This is a genomic window from Flavonifractor porci (genome assembly GCF_037572415.1).
Taxonomy (GTDB): Bacteria; Bacillota; Clostridia; order Oscillospirales; family Oscillospiraceae; genus Flavonifractor; species Flavonifractor porci.
This window is the reverse complement of the sequence record NZ_JBBHLB010000027.1, coordinates 1-22,650: the sequence shown is the minus strand read 5'-3', so window position 1 is coordinate 22,650 and position 22,650 is coordinate 1. Positions and strand designations below refer to the sequence as shown.

Annotated in this window: 25 protein-coding genes, 3 tRNA genes and 6 pseudogenes; 33 read left to right on the top strand and 1 reads right to left on the bottom strand. The window is 54.6% G+C overall.

Going from position 1 to position 22,650, the window contains the following annotated elements; genetic code table 11:
* The first annotated feature begins 224 nt into the window (after positions 1–224).
* The 7 genes and pseudogenes from WHJ28_RS16100 (at position 225) to WHJ28_RS16075 (ending at position 3,864) form a co-directional block, all read left to right on the top strand.
* Entirely contained in the window at positions 225–773 is a 549-nt protein-coding gene (locus WHJ28_RS16100; RefSeq protein WP_340043042.1) for a DUF6883 domain-containing protein, read from the top strand.
* A gap of 1 nt (position 774) precedes the next feature.
* Positions 775–1,071 (top strand): hypothetical protein, encoded by a 297-nt coding sequence (locus WHJ28_RS16095; RefSeq protein WP_340043041.1) that lies wholly within the window; start codon positions 775–777, stop codon positions 1,069–1,071.
* Positions 1,072–1,285: 214 nt separating this feature from the next.
* Positions 1,286–1,840, top strand: a complete 555-nt coding sequence (locus WHJ28_RS16090; RefSeq protein ID WP_340043040.1) for a DUF6883 domain-containing protein — start codon at positions 1,286–1,288, stop codon at positions 1,838–1,840.
* A gap of 1 nt (position 1,841) precedes the next feature.
* Entirely contained in the window at positions 1,842–2,150 is a 309-nt protein-coding gene (locus tag WHJ28_RS16085; protein WP_340043039.1) for a hypothetical protein, read from the top strand.
* A gap of 489 nt (positions 2,151–2,639) precedes the next feature.
* Positions 2,640–2,948, top strand: coding sequence for a hypothetical protein (locus tag WHJ28_RS16080; protein WP_340043038.1), 309 nt, complete (start codon positions 2,640–2,642; stop codon positions 2,946–2,948).
* Between the two features lie 484 nt (positions 2,949–3,432).
* Positions 3,433–3,597, top strand: a pseudogene (locus WHJ28_RS16565) (DUF4417 domain-containing protein); the annotation flags it as partial.
* A 90-nt stretch (positions 3,598–3,687) separates the two neighbouring features.
* Positions 3,688–3,864 (top strand): hypothetical protein, encoded by a 177-nt coding sequence (locus tag WHJ28_RS16075; protein ID WP_340043037.1) that lies wholly within the window; start codon positions 3,688–3,690, stop codon positions 3,862–3,864.
* Between the two features lie 43 nt (positions 3,865–3,907).
* Here WHJ28_RS16075 and WHJ28_RS16070 read toward each other — a convergent pair.
* A tRNA-Ser gene (locus WHJ28_RS16070) sits at positions 3,908–3,999 on the bottom strand.
* A gap of 465 nt (positions 4,000–4,464) precedes the next feature.
* On the opposite strand from WHJ28_RS16070, the gene WHJ28_RS16065 reads away from it, so the two are divergent.
* From WHJ28_RS16065 to WHJ28_RS15940, 26 genes and pseudogenes are all read left to right on the top strand, one after another.
* Entirely contained in the window at positions 4,465–5,280 is an 816-nt protein-coding gene (locus tag WHJ28_RS16065; protein ID WP_340043036.1) for a cell wall hydrolase, read from the top strand.
* A 128-nt stretch (positions 5,281–5,408) separates the two neighbouring features.
* Positions 5,409–5,496, top strand: a tRNA-Ser gene (locus tag WHJ28_RS16060).
* Positions 5,497–5,526: 30 nt separating this feature from the next.
* Positions 5,527–5,617, top strand: a tRNA-Ser gene (locus WHJ28_RS16055).
* Between the two features lie 340 nt (positions 5,618–5,957).
* Positions 5,958–6,632: a hypothetical protein gene (locus tag WHJ28_RS16050; protein ID WP_340043035.1), complete on the top strand. Its 675-nt coding sequence runs from the start codon at positions 5,958–5,960 to the stop codon at positions 6,630–6,632.
* A 76-nt stretch (positions 6,633–6,708) separates the two neighbouring features.
* Positions 6,709–7,152 carry a hypothetical protein gene (locus WHJ28_RS16045; protein ID WP_340043034.1) on the top strand — a complete coding sequence of 148 codons (444 nt, stop codon included), beginning with the start codon at positions 6,709–6,711 and terminating at the stop codon, positions 7,150–7,152.
* Between the two features lie 425 nt (positions 7,153–7,577).
* Positions 7,578–7,832 (top strand): DUF6133 family protein, encoded by a 255-nt coding sequence (locus WHJ28_RS16040; RefSeq protein WP_340043043.1) that lies wholly within the window; start codon positions 7,578–7,580, stop codon positions 7,830–7,832.
* On the top strand, positions 7,832–8,236 hold the full coding sequence (locus WHJ28_RS16035; protein ID WP_340043033.1) for an A24 family peptidase: 405 nt from the start codon (positions 7,832–7,834) through the stop codon (positions 8,234–8,236). The genes WHJ28_RS16040 and WHJ28_RS16035 overlap by 1 nt, the downstream gene beginning before the upstream one ends.
* A gap of 10 nt (positions 8,237–8,246) precedes the next feature.
* Positions 8,247–8,375 (top strand): annotated as a pseudogene (locus WHJ28_RS16030) (Flp pilus assembly protein CpaB); the annotation flags it as partial.
* Positions 8,372–8,728, top strand: a pseudogene (locus tag WHJ28_RS16025) (type II secretion system protein E); the annotation flags it as partial. The pseudogenes WHJ28_RS16030 and WHJ28_RS16025, both read left to right, overlap by 4 nt.
* Positions 8,725–9,654 carry a type II secretion system F family protein gene (locus WHJ28_RS16020; RefSeq protein WP_340043032.1) on the top strand — a complete coding sequence of 310 codons (930 nt, stop codon included), beginning with the start codon at positions 8,725–8,727 and terminating at the stop codon, positions 9,652–9,654. The pseudogene WHJ28_RS16025 and the gene WHJ28_RS16020, both read left to right, overlap by 4 nt.
* Before the next feature lie 4 nt (positions 9,655–9,658).
* Complete coding sequence (locus WHJ28_RS16015) at positions 9,659–10,531, top strand: secretion protein F (protein ID WP_087233680.1); 873 nt, start codon at positions 9,659–9,661, stop codon at positions 10,529–10,531.
* 11 nt (positions 10,532–10,542) lie between these two features.
* Positions 10,543–10,938 (top strand): DUF4320 family protein, encoded by a 396-nt coding sequence (locus WHJ28_RS16010; RefSeq protein WP_087295606.1) that lies wholly within the window; start codon positions 10,543–10,545, stop codon positions 10,936–10,938.
* A gap of 74 nt (positions 10,939–11,012) precedes the next feature.
* A complete protein-coding gene (locus WHJ28_RS16005; RefSeq protein WP_340043031.1) occupies positions 11,013–12,536 on the top strand; it encodes a TadE family protein in 1,524 nt (507 codons plus the stop codon).
* 20 nt (positions 12,537–12,556) lie between these two features.
* Positions 12,557–12,904: a DUF3852 domain-containing protein gene (locus tag WHJ28_RS16000; RefSeq protein ID WP_087295600.1), complete on the top strand. Its 348-nt coding sequence runs from the start codon at positions 12,557–12,559 to the stop codon at positions 12,902–12,904.
* A 9-nt stretch (positions 12,905–12,913) separates the two neighbouring features.
* On the top strand, positions 12,914–13,339 hold the full coding sequence (locus tag WHJ28_RS15995; protein ID WP_340043030.1) for a hypothetical protein: 426 nt from the start codon (positions 12,914–12,916) through the stop codon (positions 13,337–13,339).
* Positions 13,340–13,434: 95 nt separating this feature from the next.
* Positions 13,435–13,950, top strand: a pseudogene (locus WHJ28_RS15990) (conjugal transfer protein TrbL family protein); the annotation flags it as partial.
* Positions 13,938–14,267: pseudogene (locus WHJ28_RS15985) on the top strand (type VI secretion protein); the annotation flags it as partial. The pseudogenes WHJ28_RS15990 and WHJ28_RS15985, both read left to right, overlap by 13 nt.
* A gap of 1 nt (position 14,268) precedes the next feature.
* Positions 14,269–14,796, top strand: a pseudogene (locus tag WHJ28_RS15980) (hypothetical protein); the annotation flags it as partial.
* Positions 14,797–14,810: 14 nt separating this feature from the next.
* Positions 14,811–15,068 (top strand): DUF6103 family protein, encoded by a 258-nt coding sequence (locus tag WHJ28_RS15975; protein ID WP_287879160.1) that lies wholly within the window; start codon positions 14,811–14,813, stop codon positions 15,066–15,068.
* Entirely contained in the window at positions 15,065–15,679 is a 615-nt protein-coding gene (locus WHJ28_RS15970; RefSeq protein WP_287879162.1) for a hypothetical protein, read from the top strand. Before WHJ28_RS15975 ends, WHJ28_RS15970 begins: the two co-directional genes overlap by 4 nt.
* Positions 15,676–16,710 (top strand): hypothetical protein, encoded by a 1,035-nt coding sequence (locus WHJ28_RS15965; RefSeq protein WP_340043029.1) that lies wholly within the window; start codon positions 15,676–15,678, stop codon positions 16,708–16,710. The genes WHJ28_RS15970 and WHJ28_RS15965 overlap by 4 nt, the downstream gene beginning before the upstream one ends.
* 307 nt (positions 16,711–17,017) lie before the next feature.
* Complete coding sequence (locus WHJ28_RS15960; RefSeq protein WP_087295557.1) at positions 17,018–17,437, top strand: hypothetical protein; 420 nt, start codon at positions 17,018–17,020, stop codon at positions 17,435–17,437.
* A gap of 3 nt (positions 17,438–17,440) precedes the next feature.
* Positions 17,441–19,399 (top strand): MobP3 family relaxase, encoded by a 1,959-nt coding sequence (mobP3, locus tag WHJ28_RS15955; RefSeq protein ID WP_340043028.1) that lies wholly within the window; start codon positions 17,441–17,443, stop codon positions 19,397–19,399.
* 12 nt (positions 19,400–19,411) lie between these two features.
* Positions 19,412–20,317 carry a DUF3991 and toprim domain-containing protein gene (locus WHJ28_RS15950; protein ID WP_340043027.1) on the top strand — a complete coding sequence of 302 codons (906 nt, stop codon included), beginning with the start codon at positions 19,412–19,414 and terminating at the stop codon, positions 20,315–20,317.
* A 116-nt stretch (positions 20,318–20,433) separates the two neighbouring features.
* A complete protein-coding gene (locus WHJ28_RS15945) occupies positions 20,434–22,251 on the top strand; it encodes a type IV secretory system conjugative DNA transfer family protein (protein ID WP_340043026.1) in 1,818 nt (605 codons plus the stop codon).
* Positions 22,248–22,505: a helix-turn-helix domain-containing protein gene (locus tag WHJ28_RS15940; RefSeq protein ID WP_006572730.1), complete on the top strand. Its 258-nt coding sequence runs from the start codon at positions 22,248–22,250 to the stop codon at positions 22,503–22,505. Before WHJ28_RS15945 ends, WHJ28_RS15940 begins: the two co-directional genes overlap by 4 nt.
* Positions 22,506–22,650: the final 145 nt, after the last annotated feature.

Genomic DNA, 22,650 nt, shown 5'->3' with positions numbered 1-22,650 from the left:
CAAGTAGCAGTCCTCACGCAGTTGGCAGATCGTATTACGCGTTGCACGCGTCCGCGAGGAACAAAGGGCTATGCCCGCATAGTGACAACCACCAGCTTCGCTGGTGGATGTGTTCATTTATTTTTAAAAATTTTTTGTAGTAGTTGTACGGAAACATGCAACTTTTGGCCTATCTCCCCCTATTTTGAAGAATGATTTTCTTGTACTTTTAAGGGGGGGAATAAATGTTGTACTATAAGCGATGTTTCGGTACAATACAAAAGGGTGCAGGACTACCAAGCTGGATCAAATGGACGCATCATTCAGAAGGCAACACTCACTGTGTGGAATGCTTGCGGTTGGCTGGTTGCTGGTTTCAGAAAGAAAAGGCTCCGCCTTGTCCGCACCATCCATACTGCCACTGCACATTAGACCCAATTCCCTATGCCGTGGTTTTGATGAATGCAACATCATATAGCGATTACAGTAAATTCGATCCATACTTGTTTGATCCCAGAAATTACTATAAGCACGGAAAGAACAAAGCGTTCGAAAGTTGGGGCTATACCATTGCTGATGCACAGTGGCTACAGGCAGAAATTGAACGGCAGGCACGAGAAAAATATGTAAAGGGAGACTATGCTCTGGGTGTGTTAGATCAGTATGGGCAACGAATTAGTATTCGAATTGAAGTCCCGAGAAAGGATGGGGCTGAAAATGTCTCCTTTCTAACTGGATGGACCGTGTATCCAAATGGACAAATACGACTAAATACACCATATGGAGGAAAATAAGATGAGATATATGGACTGTGTTGAAGTTATTGTTGAGAAGAACAAGTATGCCAACGAGGGTGTTCATAAAGGTATGCAGGGGTGGATCTGCGATGAACGCAATATTGAGAACTGTTGGCTTATCAATTTTCCTCAATACGGTGAAAAGAATGATATTGCAACAATAGCAATTCAAGAAGAAGACCTGCACCTGCTCCCAGATGGAATGAATGCTGCTGTGAATGAGAAGATCAAGGCGCAGTTTGACGCATTAGAAAAAGGGAAAAAGACGGGGGCTATTTCCGACTATATGATTTGAGTGGATAAAGCATCCTGCTGGCTGCTTGAAATCGTTGATATTACTGGATTTCCACAGATCCTTTAATGACACTCGGACCATGGGTGAGTCCTTACAGGACTCACCCATTTTTAATAATTTGTAAATTCTATTTTGAAAGTTGTACAGAAATGTGCAACTTTTTTCCTTTTGTAGCCTATCTGTAGAAACCTAATTTTACATGATAGGAGGAAATATGATATACTACAAACGATATACGGGAAAGCTGCTGCCGCAGAAAGCGGCAGAGCAGCCAAGGTGGGTCCAATGGACGCACCATTCAGAAGGCAAAACCCACTGTGAAGAGTGCTTGATGCTGGATGGATGTTTCTTTATGGCGTCCAATCATCCACCTTGTCCGCATCACCCATTCTGCCACTGTACTTTAGAGCCAGTTGATTATGCTGTAGTCCTGATAAATGCATCCGCATACAGTGACTATAGAAAATTTGATCCATATTTGTTTAACACAACCGGACTGCAAACACACAATAAAGAAAAGCTCTTCAAAGAATGGGGATATACTGTCGAGGACGCAAGATGGCTACAAGCAGAGATAGAGCGGCAGGCGAAGGAACGATATATCGCAGGCAAATATACTCTTGGTAAATTAAACTGGAACGGTCAAAGAATTAGTATCCGTGTTATCATTCCAAGAAGAGATGGAACTGGAGAGGTTTCCTTCATTACCGGTTGGATGGTGGAGCCAGGCGGAAAATTGAGGATGACAACACCCTATGGAGGTAAATAATATGCAAGAAATGGACAATGTAAGAGTGACCGTTGAAAAAGAAACCTATTCACGAGATGGCGTTCATAAAGGTATGTATGGATGGATTTGCTATTCCAAATGCGTCAAAGGCTATTGGCTGGTCAATTTTCCACAGTGCGGCGAGAAGGATGATATTGCCGAAATCAGCATCAAAGAAGAAGATTTGGAAGTCGTACGAATCCTTGATGCACGCGTGAACGAACAAATCAAGGCACAATTTGAAAAAGAAGCCGATCAGACAAAATCATTTGCCGAAATGCCGGATGAGCTTTCTAATTATCGTATCTAATGGGATAAAAACCTCTTGCTTGCTACGCTAAAACCATTGATATGACTGGATTTTTCCAAGTCCTATAATTACACTCCGACCAATCGGAGTATCCTTCGGGATGCTCCGATTTTTTATTTTTAAAAATTTTTGTAGTAGTTGTACAAAACATGCAACTTTTGGCCTATTTTCCCCTGTTTATGAAGAATGATTTTCTTGTACTTTTAAGGGGGGAATAAATGTTGTACTATAAACGATGTTTCGGTACAATACAAAAGGGTGCAGGACTACCAAGCTGGGTCAAATGGACGCACTATCCAGAGGGCGAAATCCACTGTGAAGAGTGCTTGATGCTGGATGGCTGCTGGTTTTCGGAAAGAAATGCGCCGCCCTGCCCACATTATCCCTACTGCCATTGCACATTGGATCCTATTCCGTATTTTGTCACAGGTTGGATGGTAAAACCCAACGGGCAGATAAAACTGAATACGCCATACGGAGGTAAATAATATGACATACATGGACAATGTAGAAGTTATCGTCGAAAAGGAAAAGTACACAAGAGGTGGCGTTCATAATGGTATGCAAGGGTGGATCACTGAACCAGAAAACATCAATGGGTATTGGTTGGTTAATTTTCCCCAGTGCGGTGAAAAGAATGATATTGCTACAATTCCCGTCAGGGAAGAAGATATGAAAGTGGTGAAAATCCTCAATGCACGCATGAACGAGCAAATCAAGGCGCAATTTGAAAAAGAAGCCGATCAGGCAAAAACATTTGCCGAAAAGCTGGATGATCTTTCTACTTATCGTATCTGATGGGATAAAAACCTCTTGCTTGCTACACTAAAACCATTGATATGCCTGGAGTTTTCCAAGTCCTATAATTACAATCTGACCATCGGAGTATCCTTTGAGGTACTCCAATTTTTATTGCCAATTTGTAAATTTTCTCATGTTGTTGCACAGAAATGTGCAACTTTAGTTGCTTGGGAACCTATATGTAGAAGGAGTTGTTCCTTACTGCATACAGGAGGGCTATCTATGACCGAAGAAAACCACAATTACCGAACGAGTCAGGCGTTGCTTTGTAACCAGTTGGCAAAGGAAAGTTAAAAATCTCCATCATTCCAAAGCACCAAGAAAAAGAAGGAGACTTTGTAATTTTTTATTCATCGGTTTTGACAAGCCCATTGTGAGGATCAGAATCACCTCGACCGCATGGTCATTTCTTCCTATATAACTATCGCTTTGAGCGAGTCTGGAAGAACCCGGACAACGACATTGAAAACTATCCTGGTACTGTGCGGTCCTGTCGCCGGATTTCAGTATATACCTGGAAATGGATCCTGTTATGCAGCTTTATAATGTATTTCGCAAGCGCTGGTGCGGCGCTTACTGGGCTTCCAATGGGCTCCGGGTGATTCCTAGCGTCAACTGGGGAGATGAATCTACGTTTGCTTTCTGATTTGAGGGGGATTAAAAAAGGGAGCGTTGTTGCTGCCTCTTCTTATATGGCCTCAGAGCATGACAACCGCTGCGACCAGAAAGAATAGTTATGACTGGCTACAACGAGATGTTATGGCGCATTGAGCCTGAGGAAACTATTTGTTATAACACACCGTTTCCCGAAATGCGGGGAAATATCATCCATGTGGATTACGAACGCAGCTCCTGGCGCTATGTGAACTACGAGTCCTCACCCCCAAAAGAAGATTTGGAAGATGCCGTCTGATATAATAATAAAAGAAGGACATGACCTTGGTCATGTCCTTCTTTGGCGGAGAGAGAGGGATTCGAACCCTCGAGACGCTATTAACGCCTACACGATTTCCAATCGTGCGCCTTCGACCAACTCAGCCATCTCTCCATGGTGAGTGCTCTACAAGTTGACTGCACAGGACAGGCAACGGATTACATTATAGCAGATTTTTTCGCCACGTCAAGGGGTAAAATGAAAAAAGAATAATTTTTTGATTGAGAGGTGCTGCTAGCAGAAACGAACTGCCGCAGAAAGGGTTACCAAAAGACAAAATTGAAATAGGAAAAAGGATATTTGAAGTGTTGCTCACACTGGAAAAACCAGGGAAAAGTGGGCGCCTCGGAAAAGAAAGGAGCCTGTTTCTTTTTGTTGCTTTTTGTATCCGCCCTTGGTTACATAATTCAATAAAATGTTTACTTCTCTAAAAAAATTAAATCGTGAATCCGTTGCGCTGCAATGAGTTCAGGAAAAGCGGGAAAATTTCCTATTGACTTTTTGAGATGAAAGTGGTTACAATGTGGTTACAAAAAGATGAACAACAAGTAACAGTCTGTAACAGGAGGATTCCTAACAATGAAAAAACGAGCCCTTTGCGCGCTCGCAAGTCTGGTCCTTTGTGTGTCTCTGACCGGGCCTGTGTACGCTGCTGAGAGCGGCGTCAGCTTTGAAGTAAATAGTACGTCCCTGGTGACCGAATTTGCCACCAAGGTAGAAAATGAAATGACGTACGTGTCCTACTGGCCCATTGTGCAGGCCCTTTATCCGGAAGCTGTGGCCGTGTGGAATAATGGCCAGGCTGAAGTGACCGCTCCAGGTCTGAAGCTGGAGATCAAGCCTGGTGCCAAGTATTTGGTGGCTAATGGCCGCTATCTGTATATCCCCACTGGCATCAAGCTGGAGAATGGAACTGTGATGGTTCCTGTCCGGGCGCTGTGCCAGGCTCTGGGCGCCAAGGTCGTCTGGAATGGGGCCGAGAGTACGATTGAGATCACTTCCGGCAGCGGGCCTATTGCTTCTGGTGATAGTTTCTATAATCAGGAGGATCTGTACTGGCTCTCCCGCATCATCTACTGTGAAAGCGGCAACCAGTCCCTGGAGGGCAAGATCGCCGTGGGCAACGTGGTGCTGAACCGTGTGGCTAGTCCCCAGTTCCCTAACTCGGTTTACAGCGTGATTTTCCAGCGCAATCAGTTTACTCCCGCGTCCAATGGTCGGATTCAGCGGACTCCGCCTGCTGATTGCGTGATTGCCGCCAAGCTGGCTATGGAGGGGGCTAACACCGCAGGCAATGCCCTGTACTTTATCAATCCCTCCATCTCTTCCAGCCGGTGGTTCAACCGCAACTGCACCTATGTGGCCACCATTGGTGCCCACGCATTCTTTGCTTGATTTACAATACCGCCGTGCAGTCTGCGCGGCGGTATTGTCATATACTAACAAAGAAATTTTAAAAAAGACATTGACAAGTTGAAGAGTCTATAGTATAATCTTTTTTGCATTTGACCTGGACAGGACGTGGAGAGATGTCCGAGTGGTTGAAGGAACCGGTCTTGAAAACCGGCGATGTGGAAGCATCCGTGGGTTCGAATCCCACTCTCTCCGCCACACTTTTCATATGTCAGATTCATTCGGCACGCAGAAGTACCCAAGTGGCCGAAGGGGCTCCCCTGCTAAGGGAGTAGGGCGGGAAACCGTCGCGAGGGTTCAAATCCCTCCTTCTGCGCCATAAAAGCAAAACAGTATAGATGCCGTAGGCCAGAAGCCTACGGCATCAACTGTTTCCGGGCTTTTTCAGCTCGAAAATTCGATGATGATTCCATAGATGCCAACCACTGTTTCCCCCTAACTGGTGGGATTCGAACCCCCTCTTCTTAGTGGTTGGCAAACCCGAAACCATGTGGCGCCCTTTTTGAAACAGCAACTTTCAAAAAGGGCGCTATTTTTCTACCAATAGAATACACAAAGTTTGGGGCGTCGATTTGTTGGTCGTGATGGGCCAATGGGTTGGCGCCCTTTTTCGTTTTCAGATAATTTCAAAAAGGGCACTAAATGTCAGGAGGTAGTAAATGAATCGAGAACAGTTTTTTCAAGAACTTCGTACCGCTCTTCACCGTGAGGGTTTTGTCCCGCAGCCGGAACAGGACGAATTGCTTCCTGTGGAGTGGGATGGTCTCCCTCTCTGCCGAATCACAGCGGACGGAAGCGTTCGCTACTGGCAGGAGGATGTAGCGACACCAGAACGGGAACGGGCCTGTGAGCGAGCCACCGATCTGGCCTGCACCGTGCGGGAGTACATGACGCTGCTTGAACAGGCTCCGCCCCTGCAAGCCCAAAGCCTGACCGGTGACTACCGCCTGCTGGCTGACTTCAACGGAGCCGTGCTGGCTGCCCATCCCACCCGGCTTGGCGTCCAATTCGTCACATGGGACTGGAGCTTCGACCGCACAGGTCTCAACCAGGGCAATTACTTTCAGGAAAACTATGTAGGTGCCAAGCAGGACTTCGCCATCCGCGCCGGCCTCATTTCCAAACAGCAGATCTTCAATCAGGAGCAGCTTATCGAAATCTACCGGTGCTGCTCTGACACCTTAGACGCTGGTTATGACTTGACTGCCGAGCAGGAAAAGTGCATACGGGGCGTTCAGGAGCAGATTGCCATTGCAGCTCCCGATGCTCTGGAGCGCATAAGAGAGCAGGAGCAACACCCCATGGAACCCTACAACCAGGAACCGATCATGTAATATTCAGGCGCCGGAGTTTTAGAAATAAGACTCCGGCGCTTTTTTATTGCCTCAAACCAGACAGGAGGATTGAAGATTGGATCAAAAGAACGAACAAAAAGCGCCGCTGCGCATCAAAAACCTGGCTGAGTTGAAACGCTGTATCCGCCCTGGGACAGAGTTGGTGGCAACCAGCCATAACAAGCACCCTGCCCTGGTCGGGCTTGTACGGGTGGTGACTGAGGTTCAGACCAACGCTTACTATTCCGTGGTCAAGGATCAGCCGACTCATCAGTATTCGACCTGTAATTACGGGAAGGGATTCCGCTCTGATTTCGAAAAGGCATCCAACTATTTATTTGAGGGCACGACCATCAAGGTTCTTGACCGCAGAAGCGGTGATAACAGCGTGCTGTACGAAATGGAGCTTTATCCGGGCGAATGCCTTATGCCCGGCCAGAAAAGCGATACGGAGGAGAATGAGGGAATCAGGGAAGACGATTGCGAAATCAAGCAGAAAGGGATGGGCATGACCTTATGACACGCTACTTCATGCGGGATACACCGCTGTGCCAGCTGGAACAGCAGATGATGACCCCGCCCTATTTCAAGCCCAGGGGCCATGGCCGATACTATCCCAGTTTCAAATATAGCAGAGATGACATGGAGTGCCCATACTGCATGAACTTCAGACGAAAGCATCCCTGCCCGTTGGAGCAGTGCATCTGTCTGGATGAACGGATCGTGGCCGGTGCGATTGACCTCAACGAGTTTGTCAGGGATTGCTTCTTCCCTGAAGTAGGAGTGCAGCTTCAGGCCCGCTTAGAGAGAAGTTTCAATGGCTGCTCCATTGGATTTTTCCTGAGCGATAGTCATCGGGAGCGTTGGCAGCACTGGCGTGCGCGCTGCTATCGAATGTCAGACCGTGATCTGGCCGCGCTGTTTCTCCTCACGGCGTATGAGGATATGAAGAAGCTGTTCAAGAATATCACCAATACTGCCAAGACTGCCGCCATCAACTGCCAGACCTCCATCGCCGCCTTCCACCGCCGCGCCGTCTGCGGCAACGCCGGCGAGGGCTATATCGATACCGCCGTCAAGGTGCTGATCGCCGTCGTCCTGGGCGCCCTGGTGCTGGCCGGTCTGTACGCTGTGCTGAACGACACGGTCATGCCCACCGTGACTCAGCGCATCCAGGAGATGTTCAACTACGCCGGCTGATGCACTGGGCGCAGGCGCTGGTCTTCTGCGGGGGGCTTATCTATGCCGCCGTGGATGACCTGAGATCCAGAACGGTCAGTGATATCGTCTGCATCGCAATCGCTTTGGCGGGGCTGATCACCATCAGCCCCGCCTCCCTTTTAGGGGCGCTGCTGGCCGCTCTCCCGTTTTATCTGTGTGCGGGCTTCGGCCTGATGGGAGGCGGCGATGTGCGTCTGGCTGCGGCGGTAGGCTTTGTTCTGGGCTTCGACCGGGTAATCACGGGATTCAGCATCATGGCCATTGCGCTCCTTCTGGCTTCCTTTGCCATGCGCGTGATCCCGGCACTGCGAAAGGGCGCATCGGCAAAACAGCCGCTGGTCCCATATTTTGCGGTGGCTTTCATCCCCGCATATTTCATATAAGGAGGCTCATATGAAGATTTTCCGTAACCGCACCGTGATCGGTGTGCTGTGTATCCTCCTGGCGCTCGTCATCTGCTTCGGGGTGACGCCCCTGTTCAGCCGCAGCGCCAGCGAGAAGGCTGAGATCGTCCGTGTTATCGCCGCATGGTATCGCTGTGCAAACGGGCCGTGGACACCCCTGACGATACACTCATGGGCTATGTCACCGAGGCGTATCCCATCGTGGTCTACTGCCGCCAGCTGGAGAACAAGCAGCGCCGTATCACCAATATCTCCGAGTGCGAGATCCTGCCGGATGGGAGCCGCCGGCTTCACAAGCTCTACGAGTACAACATCACCGAAAACCGTCTGGAGGGCGACCGGTTCATCATTGAGGGACACCACCAGAAGTGCGAGGAAATGTCCGAGAGCCTGCAGCGCCGCTTTATCGAGAACGGTATGCCCCGCGGTGAGCTGGAGCAGTTCATCCAGAGAAAGGAGGAAACTGCATGACAATGATCCAACTGATCGCCTGTATTGGCATGATCGCCGGGCTTTTTATGGTGCTGGGGATATCCCCCGCAGAAATGAGCGACAGCATCTTCTCCCGGCTGACTGCTGCTCCCGGCAGCATCCGGGCGGATATCAACGAGACGACCAAGCGAAAAAAGGCCGGTTTCTTTCGCCGGGAGATCACAGAGGCGCAGGCGGTGTTGGCCGCATCCGGGCGTGAGGGGAAGTTCCCCATGGTGTGCATGGCCTCCCTGGTGCTGTTTGCCCTGGGCGCCTGCATTGCCATCCTTGCCGGGAACGCCTTTCTCGTCCCCGTGCTGGCCGTCGGCTTTATGCTGGCGCCGTTTTGGTATGTCAAGCTGACAGCCGGCAGCTTCAAAAAGGATGTGGCCGTAGAGCTGGAAACGGCGCTGTCGGTCATCACCACCGCCTATCTGCGCACGGAAAACTTCCAGCAGGCGGTGGAGGAAAATGTCCGATACCTGCACCACCCGGTGCAGGAGGTGTTCCAGCGGTTTCTGACCCGCATCAAGCATATTGACCCGGACATGGACGCCGCACTTCACGACCTGAAATACGCCATCGACAATGAGGTGTGGCAGGAGTGGTGCGAAGCGGTGATGGCGTGCCAAACAGACCGCAGCCTGAAAAGCACCCTGACTCCCATCGTCAGCAAGCTGTCGGATATGCGAGTGGTCAACGGAGAGCTGGAAAATCTGGTCTTCGGCCCCCGCAAGGAGTTCGTCACCATGGCGATCCTGGTGCTGATCAATATCCCGCTGGTGCGGTTCATCAACACCGATTGGTACCACACCCTGGTGGACACCATCCCCGGCCAGATGGTCATCGCCGTCTGCATCGCAGCCGTATTCGTGTCCTTTGCCTTTGTGGTGAAGCTGACCCAGCCTATTGAGTATCGGAGGTGAGGAAATGGGCGTACTTTTATTCCTGTTCGGGACCGCGCTGGCCGCCGGACTGTATTTCGTCCTCGCCGACCTTCTGAAGATTCCCAGACTGGCCACGGAACGGGCGCTCATCTCTGCCGGACGGAGGGAGCGGAGCCTGGTCAAAGCTCTGGAGGCGCTGATCCTCGGCTGGGCGCTGAAGCTGGCGCCGCTGATCCGAATGGACGAATACAAATACCGCCGGCTGGAGAGCAAGCTCACGGCGGCAGGGCTGGATATGACGCCCCAGGTCTACACGGCTTATTCGATCCTGAAGCCCTGCCTCATCCTGCTCGGCATCATCCCGTGCCTGCTGATCCTGCCCATCCTGAGCCCCCTCATCGTGGTGCTGGCCGTGCTGACCTGGTTCAAGGAGAGCCGTCGGGCTGACGAGCTGGTCAAGGCCAGAATGGAGCTGATCGAGGGCGAGCTGCCCCGGTTCGTCGCCACCATCCATCAGGAGCTGGCAGCCAGCCGGGATGTGCTGCGGATTCTGGAAAACTACAAGAAACACGCCGGGCCTGACTTTGGTCGTGAGCTGGATGTGCTGACGGCGGATATGCGTTCTTCCTCCTATGAAGCGGCGCTCATCCGCTTTGAGGCCAGAATGGGCTCCGCCATCATTTCGGACATCGTCCGCGGCCTCATCGGCATACTGCGGGGTGACGACGGGCGAATGTACTTCCAGATGCTGTCCCACGATCTGAAGGCATTGGAACTGCAGCGCCTCAAGGCCAAGGCCGCCAAGATCCCGCCCAAGATCCGGGTGTTCAGCTTCATCATGCTCATGTGCTTCATGATGACCTACATCGTCATCATCGTGTACCAGATCGTCAATTCTCTGGGAAGCCTGTTCTAAAGGAGGTCGCCATGAAAAAAATACTGAAACGGCGCTCCGGCGAAGGCTATATCGATGTATGCGTCCTGGTGGTGTGCGCCATGCTGGTGCTCGCGCTGGTGGTTCGTGTGCTGCCGGTCTATATCACCAAACAGCAGCTGGACACCTATGCGGTGGAGCTGGTGCGCGAGGCGGAGATCGCCGGCCGGGTTGGCACGGAGACCACCCGCCGGGCGGCGGCGCTTACCGACAGCACCGGGCTTGACCCCGACATCCGGTGGTCCACCACCGGACGCATCCAGCTCAACGACGAGGTCACCGTGACCCTGACGCTGGAGACGGACATCGGCCTGTTCGGAGGGTTTGGCTCGTTCCCGATCACGCTGACGGCTTCCGCCACAGGCAAGTCGGAGGTGTATTGGAAGTGAGCAGCGTGCCGCTGCACCCAGTTCGCGCACCAGGAGCCGGAATAATCGGGCCCGTATGCCCGCGATGAAAGTTGGTGAAACCATTGAAATGCAAGCATATCTTTCGCCGTCGCTCCGGCGAGGGCACCCCCATGATCCTTGCTATCGTGCTGGTCTTGCTGATGCTGTTCTGCGCCATTGCCGAGTTCAGCCGGCTGTGGATCATTGCCCAAGGCGTAAAGGAGGCCGCGCAGCAGGCGGTCATTTCCACCGTCAATGACAACTATGACGATGTGTATGTCGGCATGGACTTCGATACATTGGTCAATGGCGACTACAAGATCATCATCGAGCCGATTGCGTACCTGAATTATGACGGACAGCAGTTTGCAATGACTGCCACCGAGGCCGCTTTGTACGACCAGGTGGTCAGCGGCAACTTGCGCTATTGGATGGGATCGCTGACCCATCAGAATCTCCCGCTCGCTATCTTTCTGGAGGAAGCCGACCTCGGGTATCCTGCGTGGTCAGGCAGCACTACCAGCAAGGTCAGTAACGAGCAGATCATCTCCTCGCTGGGGATCGGCATCGTCCGCTTCAACGATGAGGTGGAGGAACCGGAGGTGGATGAGTTTGACTACGAATACCGGGTGGACACCGATGTCATTACCTCGGTGGAGGTGTCCGGCGGGCAGTCAGACCCGGACAACCCGGTCACCGTGCAGTTTGTGATCGAAGGCAGCACCTATACCATCAGCAATGTGTACTATCCGGATGGCGACAGCCAACTGGTCTGGGTGAAGTGGCACACCCCCGATGAACCTTGTGTCTGCACCATTCAGGTCAGGGTGCTGGGCGGAGGCACGGCGCAAAGCACCATCACCGCCAACATCGTGGATCTGGACGGCAACGACCCGCCCAATCCCGTGGCCGATGACCGAAACGATACCTTCACCCTTGCGGATATCCCAGAGAAAGAAGAAGTGGCCTCCGCCTCCTGGGGCATCTGGTCTCCCTGGTGGCAGGAGAATTGGGTGTGGGTCGAAAACTGGGAGAAGTGCTGGCACACGGATCGGTGGACGGACAGCGAGGGCAAATCCCACACGGACCGCTGGTACCACTGGGTGGACAACGGCTGGTGGGAGGATCAGGGCTGGTGGGAATTTGACTACAACGCCTACACTGCCAGTCTGACGGCAACCATGGTCATCACGCCGGACAACCTGTCGCCCACGGCATCTTCCTCTGCGCTCAAGAGCGGATACGGCATCCAGCAGAGCGTTACAGCCAGCGTCAGCACCACGCAGAGTTCTGCCGTGACTGCGGCTCAGAATGCGGCGACCTATTTCCCGGAGTTCAACTACGAAGGCTTTTGGAGGCTCCTGGATCGAAGCATCAGCGGCAAACGCTCCACTTTTGCTTTCAAGGACAACCCCTACAGCACCTATAACCGGCCGACCCATTTCACACCGATATGGTATCCCGATGGAAGCTATACGCCATATACCTGGCTCCTGGATTGCTGGACGCCGGCAGGAATGCTGTCGCTGAACCTCACGGACTCCCTCCGGATTTCCGGTGATCTCTGGGAAGACTGGCATATCGCCCCCACAACTTAATAACACAATGGAGGAAATCTATGCGTAAATTCAACTATAAGCGCCTGATCGTTATGCTGGTCGTGGTCTTGGCAATGACCTGCCTGATGGCGACCACGGCTTTCGCCGCCGGTACCGGAGATGTGGCCGGCGCCGTCGAGAGCACCTGGTCCACCGCATCCACTCAGATCAAGTCGGTGGTAGACAATGTGGTGTTTCCCGCCATCGACCTGATCCTTGCCGTATTCTTCTTCGCCAAGCTGGGCACCGCCTACTTCGAGTACAGAAAATCCGGCCAGTTCGAGTGGGCGGCTCCCGCCATCCTCTTTGCCTGTCTCGTGTTTACCCTCACTGCGCCCATGTATCTCTGGAGCATCATCGGCATCTAAGGAGAGTATATGAGCTTTTTCGAACAGGAGCTTCACAAGATCGTTGCCCCAAAGTATCCGGACGCCACCTATGTAGGCCGAGCCTGCTATGTGCGTCTCGATGAGCTGAATCGGGCAAAGATCCAGTTCGTCACGGGGATCGTGGCAAATCAATACCATGCCCTTCGTATTTCCATTCTGAACCGGAACGAAGGCCAGGTGGATGTGCTGCTTTTGAATCTTTCCGACATCCTCGGAAAAAAGCAAACCGGCAACCCGAACTTCCGCAATGGGATCAATCCGTACATCTGGGATGACTACGGGAAAGCGGATTGGTATGTCTACCATCCCAACAGCCAGGACTACCAGCGGCTCACGGATGCGGTATCGGATTATCTGGAGGTGTTTCAGGAGCAGAGCCAGACCGCTGACCCTCAGTGGCAGCAGACCATGTAAAGAACTGACCCAGGGGCCGTACCATCTGTACGGCCTCTGGCCTTTTATCCCAAGCAGTTGGTGCGGCCTCACCCCGAAAAGAGGTGAACGAACCATTGTTTATTTGGGATTTTGTTGCCGACACCATCCTCGGTCAGATCGTGGATTGGATCTACGGTCAGGTCATGGGCTTTCTCGGAAACTTTTTTGCCGAGATGGGCAACATGGGCGTCGAGTTGTTCGAACTGAGCTGGGTGCAGAGCATTGTGCTGTTTTTCTCCTATCTGGCCTGGGCGCTCTATGTGACCGGCCTCGTGGTGGCCTGCTTCGAGTGCGGCATCGAGTATTCTTCCGGCAGAGGGAACCTCAAAGAAACCGCTCTGTGTGCCATCAAGGGCTTTATGGCGGTGAGCCTGTTTACGGTTGTGCCGATTCGGCTCTATGAGCTTTCCGTCACATTGCAGGCAAGCCTCACCGCGGGGATCACCGGGTATGGCACCTCCATCGGCGAGGCGGCAACCGAGATTGTGGATTCACTCAGCGGCATTGATTCGCTGACTGGAATGACCACCGGCTCATACTTCGGCTTTGCTTCCATCACCAGCCCAATCATGCTTTTATCCTCCGTCATCTGGGAGAAAAGGACGGCGTCACCCTCCGAATCTACACCCGGCAGGTCACCCCGGCTGAGGAAAAGCGCATCATTCAGAACGCCGCCAACAAGAACCGCCTGAACAGCTCCAACACCAACGACCTGCAGCAGACGGTCACTGCCGAGAGCAACCTTCAGGACGTGGCCACCCTGGTGGCCACCATGCACCGCAACCGTGAGCCTCTGCTCCACTGCGCCGTGTACATCGAGCTGACCGCATCCGACTACAACAGCCTCAAGCTGCTCCAGACCGATGTGCTGACGGAGCTGGTGCGGAGCAAGCTGAATGTAGATAGAGCTGGACATCTCCGCCTTCACCGATCCAACCACCAAGAACGCCGCAGACCTTGTGACCTACGCCATACACGCCTGGGAGTCCGGCTGGGGCTATGTCTGGGGAACATACGGCAGTGTCCTCACCGATTCGCTCTTCGCCTACAAGCTGGAGCAGTACCCTGACGGTGTCGGCAGCTATGCGGACTTCATCCGTGCCAACTGGCTGGGCGGCCGGACAACAGACTGCGTGGGCCTGATCAAAGGGTACGGATGGCTCAATCCCGACACCATGACTATCGAGTATGGAACCAATGGGATGCCGGATCTTGGCGCCAACCAGATGTATTATAACGCCTCAGTATCCGGAACCATCGACACCATGCCGGATATCCCCGGCCTCGCTGTCTGGCATGACGGCCACATTGGCGTGTACATCGGTGACGGTTATGTGGTTGAAGCTATGAATACCAAAAAAGGTGTGGTGAAAACACAGCTGGAGGGTCGGGTCTGGACCCACTGGCTGCAGATCGAATACATCAACTACGACTGAGAAAGGAAGTGCCAATGAAGCAAGTGAACCTGACCATCACCTTCGACGAGGAGAAGCTCTCTGCGCTCAAACGCTATATGGGCAAGAAGGAGCTTGACCTGGACCGTGAGATGACGGATGCGCTGGTGAAGCTCTATGAAAAATATGTGCCCGCCCCTGTGCGGGAGTATATCGATGAGAGCGATGTAAGCGCCGCCGCTCCGAGCAAGCCCCGGCGCACCCCGAGAGCCGCCGCACCGAAGCCTGACCAGGAACCGGAGGTGATCCAGTGAACAAAGATGAGATCGCCATGGATTACAAGAAGGAGCTGAAGAAGCGGATCAGCGCCGACTATGAGCGCCGGGTCAAGCAGTGGATGGCGGCCGATCCCTCTCAGCTGATCGATGCCGCTGAGGAGATCACCGCCGCACGGTTGATCCGCGACAACATCGAGGATGCCATCAATGAGGAGGATGCCAGGTTTCTGCTGGGGCTGGACGAGCCGCTGGATGAGCTGGCCGACCGCTGGATTGCGGAGAATGGTCTGGATGCCTCCCATGGTGAGGAGCTGCTCCACTGCGTCTGGACACTTCGGGAGGATCTGACTGATGACGCAGGCCCACGCACGGTTCGTGATTTCCTGGCCACCCATGTTGGCGGCGTCTTTTCCCTGATGACCCCGTGCGGCTTTGTGCCTCTGACCGCAGCCCAGGCGGAAGGATTGATGAGCGGCCAGAGCGCCGCGGCGCATCCCGGCGTGCCCGGCATCACGATGTCGCTCTCTGCTGACGATCTTCTCGGTCAGACGGTCAACAGCGCCAACTACGCAAACGGCGTGTGGCACCTCCTGACCGAGTACCCTGAGATGAAGCAGTGCGGGCCGGAAATGGGAGGAATGCAATGAGGGGCCGTGAGATCACACTCTGGCTCGACGAGCGGTGGTACGACGCTCTGAGCAAACAACTGAAGGGGGAAACGCTGGAGGAGCATCTGGAGAATATCCTTGATGAAATGTGCAACCAGCTTCCTCATCGGGAGTACGAGCGCATCAGCCATGAGCTCTGGGCAGAGCAGCAGGCGGAGGAGGAAGCTCGGGAGGCCGCACGGCGGTTCGCCGTCTTTCATGTCACGGAGAACGGCAGCTCCGATTATATTCTGGCCGAGGAAAAACTTGAGCTGCTCTCGACCGCCCGCCGTCTGCGCAGCTACATCCGCAAGCCGCCCGACGAGGCGCCCCACCGCTTTGTCGAAACGCTGCTGCACACCCAGCGGATCTCTCAAGAGGAGTTCAACTCCTACGTGTCGGAGCGGCTGGACAACACCGGCCGGGTGGTGGGTGCCTACGACATCGACCTCGACAGCGGAGATATGGAAGCCGTCAGCATCCTGGATGGCTGGAAGCGGTTCAGAATCCGGGATGTGAGCACCGCCGCCTACTTCGCTATGAAGAAGGGCAACGCTTCGTCGGACGAAAGGTGGCGGATCTTCCTGGACCGGCTGGAGGAGAGAACGCTCCACCAGGAGCCGGAATCGGAATACCTCTCCGGCAGCCGGCGGCTCTGCGCCGAGGACATCTCCTTCGCTGACGAGATCATTCAGAACGACAATCTGCTGGAGTTTTATATGGAGGTGTGCTTCGACGCAGATCAGATGTTTGGTACCAATGTCTGTACCACCGAGAATGATGACTGGCTGAACATTTATGCCAACTACGATCTGGAGGCCCGTCGTGTCTGCGACACACTGGAGGTGTATCTGCAGCGGGGCAACGGCGACGAGGAGGCGTTCAAGTATCGCCTCAGCGCCGAGGAGCAGGCTCTGCTCCTCCCGAAAATGGATGCCTATTGTCAGGCGCGCTTGGGGCAGACGCTGGAGGAGTGCTGCGCGGACTATCTGGCGGAGCAGAGTCAGGAGTCCCCGGAGATGCAGATGTAGCCCCCGTTGCCCCCTGTGAGCCGCTGTGTGCGGCTTTCAGCGGGTAGCCGACCGTGTACCCCACCCCGGAGAAACAGGCGGGATTTGGGCCGCTTTCCAAGAGGGCGGAAAGCTGACGAAAGCGAAGCAGGAGAAAGAGCCGGGGACAATGCCGCCCCCGGCTCTCCCACTTCTGCCCGCAGTGCGGGCAGTTTCCGGCTTTTCGCAGCGGGGACAATCCGGCGGGTGGAAAGAGCTGTTGGACCCTATGATGCGGAAAAGCTCCGCTGTGGCAAGGGTTCTCAGCGGGGACTTGACGAAAAAAGGAGTGGTTTTACTGAAGTCCGAAAGCAGAAAAACGAAGAAGGGGTTCTGGATCTCTGAGGATCTGGACGAGAAGGTAGACATCTACCTGCGCCTCGACAACTGCGCCAGCCGGAGCGAATTCGTGGAGAATGCCCTCCGGTTTTACATCGGCTATCTGAACACGAAGAACGCCGGCGGCTTCCTGCCCGAAGCACTCTCCGCCATGCTCACCGGCACCCTGGACAATTTCGCCGGACGCATGGGCTCGCTCCTGTTCAAGCAGGGCGTGGATCTCAATGTGCTGGGGCAGATCATCGCCTACGACACCGATATCGACGAAGGCGAGTACCAGCGTCTGCGGGGACGCGCCATTCGGGATATGAAGCGCACCAACGGGCGCATCTCGTTCAAGGATGCGCTGGACTTCCAGAAGTCGGTGTAACTCATGGCAAAGCTCGTACAGAAAAGCGGCTACATCAAATCCGAAAAGGCCGGCGGGTACATGAAATACATTGCCACCCGCGAAGGTGTGGAGAAGCTGACCGGCAACGGTCCCGTCACCAAAGGACAGCGGGAACTGATCCAAAAGCTCCTGCATGATTTCCCTGATGCCGTGGAGCTGTTCGAGTATGAGGATTACCGTAAGACGCCTACCCTTGGTACCGCATCAGCCTTCATCACCATGGCACTGGATGCAAACCTCCACGAAATAAATTCTGAGAGCGGATACCTGTCCTACATTGCCACCCGCCCCCGTGTGGAGCGCCGCGGGGCCCATGGCCTGTTCAGCTCCGCCGCCGCAGTAGACCTCGACGCAGCCATGTCCGAGCTGGAAGCCCATGACGGAAATGTGTGGACCATCATCTACTCCCTGCGCCGTGAGGATGCTGCCCGGCTGGGGTACGACAATGCGGACGCATGGCGCGGCCTGCTCATGATGCACGCACAGGATCTGGCCAAGGCCATGAAGATACCGGCTGATCACTTCCGCTGGTATGCGGCCTTCCACAATGAGGGGCATCACCCCCACATCCACATGATGGTCTGGTCAGACGATCCGAAGGAGGGCTTCCTGACCAGGGAAGGCATTGCGACCATGCGCTCCAAGCTGACCAACACCATCTTCCGGGATGAGATGATCCAGATCTACGAGCGGAAGGATGTTGCCTATAAAGAGCTGATCGAAGTGGCGCAGGATACCATGCGGGAGCTGATTCAGAAGATGGAGCATCAGCTCTGCGACAACCCTGTCATCGAGAAGCAGATGCGCCAGCTGGTGCAGGCGCTGGAAACCACCACCGGGAAAAAGCAGTATGGCTATCTGAAGAAACCGCTCAAAGCATTGGTGGACACCATCGTGGACGAGCTGGCCCGGCAGCCGGAAGTAGCAAAGTGCTATGAAACCTGGAATCAGATCCGGGATGAGCTGAACGAGTGCTATGGCAGCCGTACACCGCGGGAGCATCTCCCGCTCTCTCAGCAGAAAGAGTTCCGCCGGATTAAAAACGATATCATCCGGGAGGCCGAGAACATCCGCCTCGGCCTCCCGACTTTTGAAGATGAGAAAATGCAAGATGAGCCGGAGCCGGAGGCGGCACATGAGGAGCAGCGATCCAGCAGCGTATATGAACAGGCTCGACGCTATCGTGCCGCCAAAACGGTTCTGCAGGATGTCTATGCGCTGGATGAGGAACACGCCGAAGCCGTCCGGGTGCTGGAACAGCTCTGGGTGGAAGGATACACGGTGGCGGCGCATCAGCTGGGAAAGTTCTACCGGGATGATCTCTCCACAATGCGGGATCATGAAAAGGCGGAGCGTTGGTTTCGCTTATCCGCAGAGGCCGGAAATGACTTTTCGGCATACGCACTCGGGAAGCTCCTGCTCTCTCAAAAGCGCACCGATGAGGCGGTGCGCTGGCTGGACAAGGCCGCCGGGCATGGGAATCCGTTTGCCCAATACCGCCTTGGGAAGCTCTGTCTCACCGGTGAGTCCGTAAAGAAGGATGTGAGAAAAGCTCTGGAGTACCTGACTGCCGCCGCCAGACAAGGAAACCCGTTTGCTCAGTACACACTGGGCAAGCTGTATCTCCTGGGCCGGGATGTGGAACAGGATCGGGAGCAGGCCAGGGATTGGTTCACCCGCTCCGCTGCCCAGGGCAATGCGTATGCTCAATTCTTCCTTGACCGCTTTGACCAGTTCCGAGATCCGTCCGTCATGCTGGCGGCAACCAAGCTGCTCCATCACATGAGCCGGATCTTCCGGGACAATTCCATGCCGCCTCGCAATCCGGCAGGGATTCGCATTGATTCCAAACGGCGCAAGCGGCTGACGGAAAAGCGGATGGCCATGGGCCACAAGGCGGATGATCATGAGGAGCAGGTATCCTATCAGCAGACCATGTAACAGGAGGAGCCTATGTCGACTTACATTCATTTCACGGAAGAACAGAAGCAGCGAGCCGCCTCCGTTGATCTGGAGGAGTTCCTCCGCTGCCGGGGCGAAAAGCTCCTTGCCTCCGGCAGAGAGAAACGGCTGGCCCGTGACCATAGTGTCACCATCCGCGGCAACGAGTGGTACGATCATGCCGAGGAGCGGGGCGGCCACGCCGTCAGCTTCGTGCAGCGGTTTTATCACCTCAGCTATCCGGAGGCGGTGACCATGCTTCTGGGAGGCGAGCTGGGAACGGTTTATCCCTCTGCCGAAGAACGGGTAGAGGAGCCGCCGAAGCCCTTTGTCCTTCCGCCGGCCAATTCCAATATGCGCCGGGTCTATGCCTATCTGGTCAAGCACCGGAATATCGACCGGAGCGTTGTGGCGCACTTTGCAAGAGAGAAGCTGCTGTATGAAGACGCCGATTACCACAATGCGGTTTTCGTGGGTACGGATGAAGACGGCGTCCCCCGCCATGCCCACAAGCGCAGCGCCAACAGCTTCGGCAAAGCCTTCCGGCTCAATGTGGAGGGCTGCGATCCCCGCCACAGCTTCCACCACATCGGCACAGATGGGAGCCTCTATGTGTTCGAAGCTCCCATCGATATGCTCTCCTACATCACGCTCCATCCGGAGGGCTGGCAGAGCCACAGCTATGTGGCCTGCTGCGGCACCTCCATTCAGCCGGTGCTGAAGCTGCTGGAGCGGCAGCCGCAAATCAATACGGTCCTGCTCTGCCTCGACAATGACGAGGCTGGCCATCTGGCCAGCCGGCGCATGAAGGAACAGCTGGCAGAGAGGTACACGGTGGAAAGGCTCATTCCCACACACAAGGATTGGAATGATGATCTGACCGCTGAGGAACCGTCCTACGCACAAGTCATGCAGTAAATAACAACAACGCACACCACTTCCTGTTCGCCCGAAGTAGGCCGTAACGAGAGTGATGTGCGCATTCAGAAAAATGATGCCGAGCAGGAAGTGGTGTGCCCTGAAAGGGGTTAACCATGCCACACCAAGTCCTGATTTTGTTGGCGGCCGGCGGGCTGATGTTTCTGGTCATCGGCTGTCTGGCGGGCCTGTCCCACTACTACACCCTGAGCGGGATCAAATCCAAAACGGTCGGCGACGGCCAGCACGGCACCGCAAGATGGGCCACAGCCAAAGAGATCCGGCAGACCTATGCCCATGTCCCCTTCGAGGTGAAGAAATGGCGCAGCGGCCAGAACCTGCCCACGGAGCAGGGGCTGGTGCTGGGGTGCAAGGGAAAGAAAGGCGAACTCACCGCCCTCGTGGACAGCGATGACATCCACTGCCTGATGATCGGCGCTTCCGGCATCGGCAAGACCGCCTATTTTCTCTATCCCAATCTGGAGTACGCCTGCGCCAGCGGCATGAGCTGGCTGGCGCTGGACAGCAAGGGCGACCTCGCCCGCAATTACGGCGCCATTGCCAAGAACTGCTATGGGTATCAGAATGTGGCCGTGATCGACCTGCGAAATCCCACCCGCTCAGACGGTAACAATCTGCTGACGCTGGTCAACCGGTATATGGACATTGCCCGGAGTGACCCGAACAATCTTGCAGCCCGGGCCAAGGCCGAGAAATACGCCAAAATCCTGTCCAAGACCATCGTCAATCCGGACGGCGATGACAGCAACCGCGGCCAGAACGCTTTCTTCTACGATGCGGCGGAAGGGCTTCTCACTTCGGTCATCCTGATGCTGGCCGAGTTCCTGCCGCCCGATAAAGACCACCCCCAGGAGCGCCGCCATATCGTCTCCGTGTTCAAGCTGGTGCAGGATCTGCTGGAGCCCAGCCGTGTCAAGGGCAAGAGCCACTTCCAGCTCCTGATGGCAAAACTGCCGCCGGATCACAAGGCGAGGTGGTTTGCCGGTGCCGCCCTCAACAGCGCCGAGCAGGCAATGGCCTCCGTCATGTCCACCGTGCTGTCCCGCTTGAATGCCTTTCTGGACAGCGAGCTGGAGCAGATCCTGTGCTTCGACAGCGCCATTGACGCTGAGAAGTTTGCTTCGGAGAAGTCTGCCATCTTTCTGATCCTGCCGGAAGAAGACACGACCAAGAACTTCATGGCCGGTCTCATGATCCAGAACCTGAGCCGGGAGCTGTTTGCCGTGGCCGATGAGAACGGCGGCAAGCTGAAAAACCGGGTGGTGCTTTTCTGCGACGAGTTCGGCACCATGCCGCCCTTTGATATCCTGCCCTTGTTCTCCGCAGGCCGCTCTCGCCGATTGACACTGGTTCCCATCATTCAGTCGCTGGCGCAGCTCGAAAAAAACTACGGAAAAGAGGGCTGCGAGATCATTCAGGACAACTGCCAGGACACCATCTTCGGCGGCTTCGCCCCCAACAGCCAGACTGCGGAGGTGCTGTCCAAAGCTCTGGGCAGCCGCACCGTCCTCTCCGGCTCGGTGAGCCGGGGCAAGAATGATCCCAGCCAGAGCCTGCAGATGATGGAGCGCGCCCTGCTGACGCCCGACGAGCTAAAATCCATTCCCAAGGGCAGCTTTATCGTCATGAAAACTGGCACCCATCCCATGCGGACCCGGCTCCAACTCTTCTTAAACTGGGGCATTACCTTCGGGGAGCCGTATGTGGTGCCGGAAAGAGCCAACCGAGCGGTGGCCTATGCCAACCGGGTGGATCTGGAGCGGAATCTTCCGCAGCTCAGTGAGCCGGATGAGATGGACGAAAGCCGCGGCTATGCGGTATCCAGCAGGGGTGGCATCGCCCATGCTCCGGCTCAGGAGAGAGCTGTAAAAAGAGGAAAGCAGATGAAGACATTCGGAGAGGAGGAACGATGAGCTACTTCGGAACGATTTACGCCGACACTGAGCTTCCATCCAGAGCGAAGGCGGTCTATATGTACCTGCGGGATCGCTCCGATGCCGAGGGAAAGTGCTGGCCTGGCATCAAGACCATTGCCTCGGACATGAAGCTGTCCCGCTCCACGGTCAAACGGGCGCTGCACGATCTGGAGCAGCACGGCTATCTGAAAAAGGCTTCCCGGCACAGGCCGAATGGGAGCAGCACCTCCAATCTCTATACCGTGAAATAAAAGAGAGAGTGGTTTGTACCAAAATGTGACATTAAGGTCAAAAGGGAGGTTTTGAAGTTAGCGCAGCTAATGTTAGGCCTGTTTTGCTGCTCCAAAACAATATCATACCAATAAAAATTGCCTGCCGGCCCTCTATACGGGACGG